Genomic DNA, 11,270 nt, shown 5'->3' with positions numbered 1-11,270 from the left:
TCGATATTTTTCTTAGTGTTACTTAATCCAAGGAAGGCAATGAACATGAACATATCGATCGAAAAACTGGGACGCGTTGTGCTGATCCGGCTCAATCGCCCACGAGCCCGCAATGCCCTGAGCCAGCAAATGATGGGTGAACTGCTCGATTCCCTGAGAGGTCTGGACAATGATCCCGGTGTCGGTTGTTTCGTTATTACCGGTACGAATGAGTACTTTGCTGCCGGCGCTGATATCAAGGAAATGTACGCAAAGACCTGTCTGGAAATGATTGAGCAGGACTATTTCGCCGGTTGGGATGCCTTCGCCGGGTTCAAGACTCCGAAAGTAGCTGCAGTGGCGGGGTATGCCTATGGCGGCGGCTGTGAGTTGGCCATGATGTGCGATGTGCTCATCGCCGCCGAGTCAGCGCAATTTGCGTTGCCTGAGATCACGCTCGGCGTCATGCCGGGCATGGGCGGAACCCAGCGTCTGACACGCGCTATCGGTCGGGCAAAAGCCATGGACATGATTCTGACCGGACGCTCGATCAGTGCTCGGGAGGCCGAGCAGGCGGGGTTGGTGTCGCGCGTGACAGCCGCCGATGACTTGCTTGAACAGGCGCTGGCGGTTGCGCAGCAGATTGCCGGGTTTCCACGAACGGCGACATTGGCCGCGCGTGAAGCGGTGGATCGCGCTCAGGAAGTCGGGCTGCGCGAAGGCATCCTGTTCGAGCGTCGAGTGTTTCACGGCTTGTTCGCCACACCGGGGCAAAAAGAAGGCATGCAGGCATTTTTGGAGAAGCGCACGCCACGTTTTGAGCAGATTTAACCTGCTCAACGCATCAGCAAACGCAGTGACCTGAAAGAAACTACAGTTCAAAGGGAATAATCCTACGAGGCGTGCGTCTCATAGCACCTTTCCCTATGGCCGATGGCCCTGGAGTCTTTCATGGTTGATCGCAGCTCACCCAACGCGGCACCACCCGGCGGGCCGCAGCGCCCGCCATTAAGTGCCGCGAGCCTGGTATTGCGTCTTGGCGCCATTGCCGTGGTAGTCGCCGCCGTGGCCGGGGCTTTTGCCTACGTTAATGGCACCTTTGACCCACAACGTCTGACGCCCAAAGCGCTGGTCGATGTGTTGGAGAAGAACAACGGCGTGCATCCCGGGTTTCGCCGTAATCACGCCAAAGGCGTGTGCGTGATCGGGCATTTTGAGAGCAGTGGCGAGGCGCGAGTGTTCTCCACCGCGCAGGTGTTCAATGATCCGCGCACGCCAGTGGTCGGGCGTTTCGCGCTGCCGGCGGGCAATCCTTATGCACCGGACAGCAGCGTGCCGATCCGCAGCCTGGCGCTGCGATTCACTCAGGCCAATGGTCAGCAATGGCGCACCGGGATGAACAGCATGCCGGTGTTTCCGGTTGGCACGCCTGAGGCGTTCTATCAGTTGCAACAGGCACAGTCGCCGGATCCAGCCACCGGCAAACCGGATCCGACCAAGGTGCCAGCCTTTTTTGCAGCGCACCCGGAAGCCGTGCCGTTTCTGACGTGGGTGAAGACCGCCAAGCCGTCCGCCAGTTACGCCACTGAAACGTATAACAGCGTCAACGCGTTCTATCTGGTGGACGCCAGTGGCAAAAAACAGGCCGTGCGCTGGAGCATGAAACCCTTGGCGCAGGACGCTGCGGGTGCCACTGCGCCTGAGGGGGGCGATTTTCTGGAGAAAGACCTGGTGCAACGATTGGCCTCCGCACCGTTGCGTTTTCAGTTGAACATTACCTTGGCCAATGCCGATGACCCGGTGAACGACGCCAGCAAAGCCTGGCCAGAGGGGCGCAGGGTTCTGAACGCCGGCACTTTGGTGCTGGAGCGAACCCAACCGCAACTGAGCGGCGAGTGCCGCGACATCAACTACGATCCGCTGGTGCTGCCTGCCGGGATTCAAGGTTCCGACGATCCGTTGCTTGCGGCTCGCTCCGCCGGTTACGCCGATTCCTACCTGCGACGCACCAGCGAAGTCAGCCAGTTGCCCGCCGCCAAACAGGAGGCTCGTCCATGAGCACTCAACCGACTCATTTCGCGCTGCTGGCGCGGCTGCTGCATTGGCTGATGGCGCTGATGATCATCGCCATGCTGTTTATTGGCGCCGGCATGGTCACTTCGGTTTCCGAGCGGCATGAATGGCTGATCCATCTGCACAAGCCATTGGGTATTGCGATTCTGGCGCTGGTGATCGTGCGTCTTCTGGTGCGGTTTTCCACTCGGCAACCGCCGCTGCCCGCCGATTTGCCGAACTGGCAAGTGATGGCGGCCAAGGCATCGCATGTATTGCTGTATGCGCTGATGCTGGTGTTGCCGTTGCTCGGGTGGGCGATGATCAGTGCGTCGGGCGAACCGGTGATGCTCAGCAGCTCGCTGCTATTACCGTCAATTGTGCCGGCCGATGCGCAGTTGTTTGCGTTGCTGCGCAAGGCCCATGGGTATCTGGCGTATTTATTGTTCCTGACGGTGCTGCTGCACCTGGCGGCGGCGCTGTTCCATGGCTGGGTGCGCCGCGACGAGGTACTCGACAGCATGTTGCGCGGGCGTGATCGCCGCTAGCCTGCCTGAGCGGCGCATTGTGAAGATGCGCCACTTCTCAGCGTCAGGTACCAGTACGCCAACGCCAGGGCATTGATGCCCGCGCCCAGCCAGCACACGCCGATCCATCCGGCCCACGCATACATGGCGGTAGAGCCGATCGAACCCAGCGCGCTGCCGATCGAATAGAACAACATGTAACCGGCGGTGAGGCGGCTTTGTGCTTCCGGGCGCACGCTGTAGATCATGCTTTGGCTGGTGACGTGCACGGCTTGCAAGCCCAGATCGAGGGTGATTACGCCGAGTAGCAACGCCCACAGCGAAGATTGGGTGAGGGCGATCGGCAGCCACGAGCCGAGCATCAACAACAGCGATAACCCACTGACCCACTGGCCGAGACCTCGATCAGCCAAATGCCCGGCGCGGGCGGCGGCCAGCGCGCCTGCGGCACCGGCAAGTCCGAACAAGCCAATTTCGCTGTGGGAAAGTGACAGCGGCGGGGCGGCTAGCGGCAGCACCATCGGCGTCCACAGCACCATGGCGCTGGCGAAAGTCAGCAGGGCGAGCAGTGCGCGCTGACGCAGAACGGGCTCTTCCCTGAACAAACCAAAAACCGAGATGATCAATGCACGATAGGTTGTCGTCGGCTGCGGACGTTCTTTTTTGGGCAGCACGTGAAACAGCAGTAAAGCGATCAACAACGTCAGCCCCGCCGACAGCAGATAAATTGCCCGCCATCCAGCCAGATCGGCCATGGCGCCTGCGACCGTGCGCGCCAGCAAGATGCCGACCACGATGCCGCTGGTGACCACGCCAACCACGCGCCCGCGTTGTGCCGGGATCGCCAGCGTCGCTGCATAAGCCACTAATACTTGCGTTACCACGGCGAGCAGACCGGTCAAGGTCATGCCGATCAATAGCCACAGGCTGGTGGGTGCCAGCGCGATCATCAGCAACGCCGCGGCCGATAGCAGCGTCTGTGCGACGATCAATCGTCGTCGGTTGAGCAAATCGCCAAGTGGCACGAGCAATACCAGGCCGACGCCGTAACCGACCTGAGTCAGGGTAATCACGATGCCAATGGTTGCCGGCGACATGGCAAACGCTTCGGCCATCGCGTCGAGCAGCGGTTGCGCGTAATACACATTGCCCACGGCCAGACCACAGGCAACGGCAAAGAGCAGTATCACGCTGTTGTTGAGTGAATGAGGTTTCATACCCGGCTTCCTTTTAGGTTTCAAATTAAAACCAGAATCACGGTATGTAATCTGGTTTCGTTTTGCAACCTGATCGAGCGAGGCTGTGCATTGCACAAAACAAAAGATCGCAGACAAGCTGCGATCTTTTGCGGATTACCGAGAGCGGGGGATCAACGCAGTGTGTCGACCATGTCAGCAATGGTGGTCAGCACATCTTTGCCCAATTGCTTGGAGCGTTTGCCCGACCAGCCGGTGTGTTGATCTGGATGGTCGTCGTGATCCTTGAACGGCATTTCCAGCGTCAGCGACAGGCAATCGTACTTCTGACCGACGCTGTTGCACGCCAGGGTCATGTTGGCTTGGCCCGGTTCGTCGCGGGTGTAGCCGTACTTGGTCTGGAAGTCTTTGGTGGTGTGCTTCAAGTGATTGCGGAAATGTTCTTCGAGCTTCTCGATCCGTGGTGTGTAGCCCGGATTGCCTTCACAACCGGCGGTAAACACGTGCGGGATGGTTTCATCGCCATGGGCGTCGAGAAACAGATCGACACCGTATTTTTCCATTTGCTGTTGCACGAAAAGCACTTCAGGGCTGACCTCCTGAGTGGCGCTCTGCCAGGCGCGGTTCAAGTCCTGGCCCATGGCATTGGTGCGCAGGTGACCATGGAACGCGCCGTCCGGGTTCATGTTCGGCACCAGGTAAAGATCGGCGCTGGCGAGCAATTTGTTCATGACCGGATCATCATGTCTTTCCAGGCGCTCGATCACGCCTTCCATGAACCATTCGGCCATGTGTTCACCCGGGTGTTGCTGGGCGATGATCCAGATTTTGCGCTGGCCTTCGGCGCCTGTGCCTTTGCGCAGCAATTGGATGTCGCGGCCTTCGACGCTCTTGCCGGTGGCCAGCAGTTCGGTGCCGGCTTTGGTCAGGGCCTGCTCGATCAGCCAGTCGTGACGGCCACGGCTGTAAGGTTCGAAGTAGGCGAACCAGGCGTGGGTCTGGGTGGCTTCAAGGGAGAAACGCAGGCAGTCGCCTTCGAAGATCGTCGGCACACGGAACCAGTTGACGTGATCGTAGGAGGCCACTGCCTGATAGCCTGGCCAGCCTTTGCTGTAAGTCGATTGGCTGGCGTTGTTCAGGCGAAACCAGTGCTCCTGGCCGACATGCAAACCGCTGGCCTTGAAGTGAAACCACTGGAAATGCGCGCTGCGGGTGTCCGGGCGGATGGCCAGAACCGGGTTGAGCGGATTACTGATATCGATGACTTGGATATTGCCGCTGTCGAAATTGGCACTGATGTCGAACGAAGATTTGGCCACGGTCATAATCGGTTCCTGAATATGATTTTTATGGCCGTTACTTTACACACAAGATGGACGTGAAACCGAGTGCAATTGTGGTGTGGAGGCGGGGGCGTCCTCCATGACGCGGATGCAGCTTAGAGTGTATGCGATTGATTCTCAAGTGCTATCTGTTGTTAGTTTTCCCCAATGCAGCCGGGCTTGTCTTGCCAATCGATATTCTTTTGATATTATCCGCGCCATCGAATTTGCAGCATCTAAAGACTTCATTAGCCTGAAGCTATAAGCCCAAAAAATGGGCAAAAAAAGACCCGGCAAAAAGCCGGGTCAAAAACCGTGATTAGCCTGATGAGGAGATAGTCCAGAAGACCGACCTAAGGTCTCTGGTCCATCGACTGATCTCGCGACCAGCTGTATGCAATAATAATCATTATCATTTGCAAGTCAAATGTTTTCATCTGCACGATTGGAAAATTCTTTCCTCTCGCGCCTTCAGGTTTCCTCGCCATCAAGCGAGTGGTCGACCATCGCCCGCGCCATATCCACCATATGCACCACCGAAAATGCCAGGTCGCGGCTCGCGCCCTGCAGGTTTTCTGCTGCCTTGAACGCGGTGGCTGCTGCGCATCGCAGTAGATCCGAGGCGTGCACCAGCGCTTCCTCGCCGCTGAGATGGCGCCTCACATCGAAGAAGCGCTCATCGACTTCGGGCTCTGACACAGCCGGTTTCAAGTAATAGTCCAGTGCTCGCTGTGCTGCGGCATTGCCTTGTGGCGAGGTGAACGTGGTGTCCATTTGCAGATCGGGCAAGTCTTTGCTGCTGATATTCATGATGACGGCCACTCCTTGTTCGATTGAAAATCCGTGCTTTCAGAATAGTACGAAGTGTAGTTGTGACTAAAAATTAAATACTACAATTTGTGTTTTGTTGTGCGGAAGGCCTCCGCGTAAGGTGCTGCACATGGATAAATGGATTGAGTTGGTCAAGGCTAAGATGAGTGAACTCAAAATCACTCAAACAGTGCTCGGAGAGCGCGTCGGTATGTCCCAGGGAGGGATCGGTCATTGGCTGAACAAACGTAGGGAACCGGGCATCACTGAAATGAATCGCGTGCTGCATGCGCTGGGCATGGAATATCTGGAAGTGGTGGTACTGATCCGCGAGCAGCAGGAGACGCCGCAGGATGAGATGCCGCTGGCGCAGAAGTACAACCCGTACTTCCGTTACCCTGTCAGTGACTGGCGAGCGCCGTGCGAGGTGCGCGAAAGCGGACAGCCAGCCTATGCGCCCGCGCCCGATAAACAACGCTTCGAATTGACGGATTACCACGCCCGAGGTGCTGCGTTCTGGCTGACGGTGACGGGGGATTCGATGACCGCGCCCAGTGGCATAAGCATTGCTGAAGGCATGCTGATTCTGGTGGATCCAGAGGTGGAGGCGGTGCCCGGCAAGCTGGTGATCGCGCAGTGGCCGGGAAGCGACGAAGCGATTTTTCGAAAACTCGACGAAGAGGGCGGCCAGCGCTACCTGGTGCCGCTCAATCCGACCTGGCCGAAAGCCCTGTTTACCGATGAGTGTCGAATTATCGGCGTAGTGGTTCAGGCAACGGCGCGTTTTTAGTCAGATCGATCCTCGCCAGGCGTAGGATCGATCTTCATTTCACACAGCTTCCAGCTCAACCAAAGCGCTGCCTTCGCCAACCATTTCGCCTTCCTGGCAATACAGCGCCTTGATCACGCCGGCGTGTGGTGCGCGGATGCTGTGTTCCATTTTCATGGCTTCCAGCACCACCAGTTGCGCCCCGGCCTCAACCGATTGACCCGCTTCAACCAGAACCCGCACGATGCTGCCGTTCATTGGCGCAGTCAGTCCGCCTTGATGACTGTGGCTGGCTTCGACAGCGCTGATCGGGTCGTACGACTCGATACGCCGCAACTCGCCTTCCCATTGCAGATACAGTGAATCGCCCTGACGGATAGCGCGCAAGTCACGACGCCCCCCGTCGTGCTCGACAATCAGTGCTTCACCCAACAGTCTGGCGGTGCTACCTGCACCCAACGTCAACGCGCGATCCTGGCCCTCGCAACTCAAGTGCAGGGTGATTTCCGGCGGCAGACCCGCGCGCAAACCGCTATTGCGAGCCCATGGCGAATTCGGGTCATCAGCCCGCGCAAAGCTCGGCAGGCTCTGCGCAAACGCCTGCGCCGCCACATTCCAAAACGCATCACTCAGCTCGCCCGGAGCCGGCAACAGTTGCTCCTGATAACGCGGAATAAAACCGGTATCCAGTTCCGCCGCCGCGAACGCGGGGTGAGCGATGATCCGCCGGAGAAAATTGATATTGGTTTTCAAGCCGCCAATCGCGAACTCATCGAGCATGCTCAGCAGCCTCAGACGCGCCTGCTCACGATCTTCGCCCCAGGCAATCAGCTTGCCGAGCATCGGGTCGTAGAACGGCGAAATCTCGTCACCTTCTGCGACGCCGCTATCCACCCGGCGTCCCGGGCCGTCGGCTGATTCGCGATACAGGGCCAGACGTCCGGCGGCGGGCAGGAAGTCATTCGACGGATCTTCGGCATATAACCGAACTTCAATGGCATGGCCATTGAGCGGCACTTGCTCCTGAGTGATCGGCAACGCTTCACCACGCGCAACGCGGATCTGCCACGCCACCAGATCCAGGCCGGTAATGGCCTCGGTCACGGGATGCTCAACCTGCAGTCGTGTGTTCATCTCCATAAAGAAGAATTCGCCGCGAGCATCGAGCAGGAATTCCACGGTGCCCGCGCCAACGTAGCCGATCGCCTGCGCCGAACGCACAGCCGCTTCACCCATCTCGCGGCGCAGCTGCGCGGTCAGCCCCGGTGCCGGCGCCTCTTCGACAACTTTCTGATGGCGGCGCTGAATCGAGCAATCACGCTCATTGAGATAAAGGCAGTTGCCGTGCTGGTCGGCAAATACCTGAATTTCCACATGGCGTGGCTTGAGCAGGTATTTCTCCACCAGCATTCGCGAGTCGCCGAACGATGACTGTGCTTCACGTTGAGCGGAGGCGAGGGCTTCGGCCAGTTGGCTGACGTCCTCGACGACTTTCATGCCTTTGCCGCCACCACCGGCAGTGGCTTTGAGCAGCACCGGATAACCGATGCGTTCACAGGCGTCGCGGAAGGTGTCGAGGTCTTGCGCTTCGCCGTGATAACCCGGCACCAGCGGCACGCCAGCTGTTTCCATCAGCGCTTTGGCGGCGGATTTGCTGCCCATGGCGTCGATGGCCGAGGCGGGCGGGCCGAGGAAGATCAGACCCGCGGCTTCGATGGCGCGAGCGAATCCGGCGTTCTCGGAAAGAAAGCCATAACCCGGATGAATCGCCTGGGCGCCGCTGGCCTTGGCCGCTGCGATCAGTTTGTCGATTTGCAGATAATTGTCGGCCGCTTTGCTGCCGCCCAGATCAACGCGGATATCTGCTTCACGGCTGTGTCGCGCATCACGATCGGTAGCGCTGTGCACCGCGACAGTGGTCAGGCCCAGCGCCTTGGCGGTGCGCATGACCCGGCAGGCGATTTCGCCACGATTGGCCACCAGCAGGGTGGTGAGAACAGGTGCGCTCATCAACGCGGCTCCTTGGTGGTGGTTGCGGCTTGCCAGTTCGGCGGACGTTTTTGCAAAAAGGCGCGCAAGCCTTCCTGACCTTCAGGGCTGACGCGGATGCGGGCGATGGCGTTTTCGGTGTAGCGGCGCAGGGCTGGAGTCAGCGCGCCATTGCCGACCTCCCGCAACAGATCCTTGCTGGCGCGCATGGCGGCCGGGCTGTTGAGCAGCAGATTGTCGATCCATTGCTCGACCTGTGGCTCAAGCTCTGCGCTGGGATAGCTCTCGGACAACAAGCCGATTTCCCGCGCACGCTGGCCACCAAAACGCTCGGCGGTCAGGGCATAGCGACGTGCTGCGCGCTCGCCGATGGCCTGCACCACAAACGGACTGATCACCGCTGGCGCCAGGCCAATACGCACTTCCGACAGGCAGAACTGCGCATCATCGGCACCAATCGCCATGTCGCAGCAACTGATCAGACCCAACGCGCCGCCGAATGCTGCGCCTTGCACCACGGCCAGGGTCGGAATCTTCAGTTTGGCCAGGTTGTACATCAACTCCGCCAGTTCCCGGGCGTCGTCGAGGTTGGTGTGATAATCGAGTTCGGCCGATTGCTGCATCCACGCCAGATCGGCGCCGGCGCTGAAATGCTTGCCGCGCCCGCGCACCAACAGGAAACGCAGGCTGGCGTCGCTGGCCACCTTGTCGAGGGCGAGGATCAGTTCGCGGATCATTTCGGCGTTGAAGGCGTTGTTCTTCTCCGCACGGTTGAGCCACACAGTCGCAAAACCCCGTGGGTCGCTGTGCAGTTCGAGGGTGTTGAAATCGCTCATATTCATCCGTCTCCACGGTTCTTGTGGGAGCGAGGCTGCTCGCGAAAGCGGTTTATCAATCGACTTCTCTGATTCCTGACAGACCGTTCTGCGAGCAGGCTCTCGCCCACAAAAAGCATCACATCCGGAACACGCCGAAGCGGCTCGGTTCGATAGGCGCGTTCAACGACGCGGACAAGGCCAGGGCCAACACATCGCGGGTCTGCGCCGGGTCGATGACGCCGTCGTCCCACAATCGTGCGCTTGAATAGTAGGGGTGACCCTGTTCTTCGTACTGGTCGAGAATCGGCTGCTTGATCTCGGCTTCCTGCTCGGCGCTGAACGCCTGGCCGCTGCGTTCAGCCTGTTCGCGTTTGACCTGTACCAACACGCCGGCCGCTTGTTCGGCGCCCATCACGCCAATGCGCGCGTTCGGCCACATCCACAGGAAACGCGGATCGTAGGCGCGACCGCACATGCCATAGTTACCGGCGCCAAAGCTGCCACCGATGATCACGGTAAATTTCGGCACCTTGGCGCACGCCACAGCGGTCACCAGTTTTGCACCGTGCTTGGCGATGCCGCCGGCCTCGTATTTCTGGCCGACCATGAAGCCGGTGATGTTTTGCAGAAACAGCAGTGGAATGCCGCGTTGGCAGGCCAGTTCGATGAAGTGCGCGCCTTTCTGCGCGGCTTCGGCGAAGAGGATGCCGTTGTTGGCGAGGATGGCGATCGGGTAGCCGTGCAGATGGGCGAAACCGCAGACCAGCGTAGTGCCGAACAGTGCTTTGAATTCGTCGAACACCGAGCCATCGACCAGCCGCGCGATCACTTCACGGACATCGAACGGCTGCTTGGCGTCGGCCGAGACCACACCGTACAACTCGTCGCTGCTGTACAGCGGAGCGATCGGTGTGCGCTGCTGCACTTCGCCGAGCTTGCGCCAGTTGAGATTGGCGACGCTGCGGCGGGCGAGGGCCAGGGCGTGCTCGTCGCTTTCGGCGTAATGGTCGGCCACCCCGGAAATCTTGCAGTGCACATCGGCGCCGCCCAGGTCCTCGGCGCTGACCACTTCCCCGGTCGCGGCTTTCACCAGCGGCGGGCCGGCAAGGAAAATCGTTGCCTGGTTGCGCACCATGATCGCTTCGTCGGCCATCGCCGGCACGTAAGCGCCACCGGCGGTGCACGAGCCCATGACCACAGCGATCTGTGGAATGCCCATCGCGCTCATGTTGGCTTGATTGAAGAAGATCCGCCCAAAGTGTTCGCGGTCCGGGAACACTTCGTCCTGACGCGGCAGATTGGCACCGCCCGAATCCACCAGATAAATACACGGCAAGCGGTTTTGCTGGGCTATGGTCTGGGCGCGCAGGTGTTTTTTTACGGTCAATGGATAGTACGAACCACCTTTCACCGTCGCATCGTTGGCGACGATCATGCATTCGACGCCTTCAACCCGGCCGATACCGGCGATCACGCCTGCGGCCGGAACGTCTTCGCCATAGACACCGTGGGCGGCCAACTGGCTGATTTCCAGAAACGGCGAGCCCGGATCGAGCAGACGGTTGATGCGTTCACGCGGCAGTAGTTTGCCCCGCGAGGTGTGGCGTTCCTGTGCTTTCGCGCCGCCACCTTGCGCGACCTGGGCGAGCAGTGTGTGCAGGGCGTCGACCTGTTTGAGCATCGCGGCGCTGTTGGCGGCGAATTCCGCTGAACGAGGATTGAGCTGAGTGTGCAGAATCATGTGCTACTCCGTAGCAGCTTCAAGTTTCAAGCAACGAGCTGCAAGTTGAGGCGAGAGCGCATGTCTC

At 59.4% G+C, this 11,270-nt stretch carries 10 protein-coding genes; 4 read left to right on the top strand and 6 right to left on the bottom strand.

Annotated features, from left to right (window positions below; translation table 11 throughout):
• Positions 1-45 precede the first annotated feature (45 nt).
• The 3 genes from JJD74_RS04835 to JJD74_RS04825 all read left to right on the top strand — a co-directional run bounded on the left by JJD74_RS04835 (position 46) and on the right by JJD74_RS04825 (position 2,579).
• Positions 46-810: an enoyl-CoA hydratase-related protein gene (locus JJD74_RS04835; protein WP_200611830.1), complete on the top strand. Its 765-nt coding sequence runs from the start codon at positions 46-48 to the stop codon at positions 808-810.
• 120 nt (positions 811-930) lie between these two features.
• Positions 931-2,037: a catalase family peroxidase gene (locus JJD74_RS04830; RefSeq protein ID WP_047301989.1), complete on the top strand. Its 1,107-nt coding sequence runs from the start codon at positions 931-933 to the stop codon at positions 2,035-2,037.
• Entirely contained in the window at positions 2,034-2,579 is a 546-nt protein-coding gene (locus JJD74_RS04825; protein ID WP_042559923.1) for a cytochrome b, read from the top strand. Before JJD74_RS04830 ends, JJD74_RS04825 begins: the two co-directional genes overlap by 4 nt.
• Here JJD74_RS04825 and JJD74_RS04820 read toward each other — a convergent pair.
• The 3 genes from JJD74_RS04820 to JJD74_RS04810 form a co-directional block, all read right to left on the bottom strand.
• Positions 2,576-3,775, bottom strand: a complete 1,200-nt coding sequence (locus JJD74_RS04820) for an MFS transporter (protein ID WP_200611828.1) — start codon at positions 3,773-3,775, stop codon at positions 2,576-2,578. The two genes, JJD74_RS04825 and JJD74_RS04820, sit on opposite strands and share 4 nt — an antisense overlap.
• 152 nt (positions 3,776-3,927) lie before the next feature.
• Entirely contained in the window at positions 3,928-5,079 is a 1,152-nt protein-coding gene (locus JJD74_RS04815) for a M14 family metallopeptidase (RefSeq protein WP_200611826.1), read from the bottom strand.
• A gap of 468 nt (positions 5,080-5,547) precedes the next feature.
• Entirely contained in the window at positions 5,548-5,886 is a 339-nt protein-coding gene (locus JJD74_RS04810) for a DUF6124 family protein (protein WP_042559920.1), read from the bottom strand.
• Between the two features lie 130 nt (positions 5,887-6,016).
• Between JJD74_RS04810 and JJD74_RS04805 the strand changes: the two genes are divergently transcribed.
• On the top strand, positions 6,017-6,676 hold the full coding sequence (locus JJD74_RS04805) for a LexA family protein (protein WP_200611823.1): 660 nt from the start codon (positions 6,017-6,019) through the stop codon (positions 6,674-6,676).
• A gap of 39 nt (positions 6,677-6,715) precedes the next feature.
• Here JJD74_RS04805 and JJD74_RS04800 read toward each other — a convergent pair whose 3' ends face one another.
• The 3 genes from JJD74_RS04800 to JJD74_RS04790 all read right to left on the bottom strand — a co-directional run bounded on the left by JJD74_RS04800 (position 6,716) and on the right by JJD74_RS04790 (position 11,203).
• Positions 6,716-8,665 (bottom strand): acetyl/propionyl/methylcrotonyl-CoA carboxylase subunit alpha, encoded by a 1,950-nt coding sequence (locus JJD74_RS04800; RefSeq protein ID WP_200611820.1) that lies wholly within the window; start codon positions 8,663-8,665, stop codon positions 6,716-6,718.
• Complete coding sequence (locus tag JJD74_RS04795; protein ID WP_200611817.1) at positions 8,665-9,480, bottom strand: gamma-carboxygeranoyl-CoA hydratase; 816 nt, start codon at positions 9,478-9,480, stop codon at positions 8,665-8,667. The genes JJD74_RS04800 and JJD74_RS04795 overlap by 1 nt, the downstream gene beginning before the upstream one ends.
• Before the next feature lie 118 nt (positions 9,481-9,598).
• Positions 9,599-11,203: a carboxyl transferase domain-containing protein gene (locus JJD74_RS04790; protein ID WP_200611815.1), complete on the bottom strand. Its 1,605-nt coding sequence runs from the start codon at positions 11,201-11,203 to the stop codon at positions 9,599-9,601.
• Positions 11,204-11,270 lie beyond the last annotated feature (67 nt).

The organism is Pseudomonas sp. MF6776 (assembly GCF_016613125.1).
In the GTDB taxonomy this organism is placed as follows: Bacteria; Pseudomonadota; Gammaproteobacteria; order Pseudomonadales; family Pseudomonadaceae; genus Aquipseudomonas; species Aquipseudomonas iridis.
The sequence above is the reverse complement of the archived record's forward strand: the minus strand, read 5'-3'. Positions and strand labels throughout refer to the sequence as shown.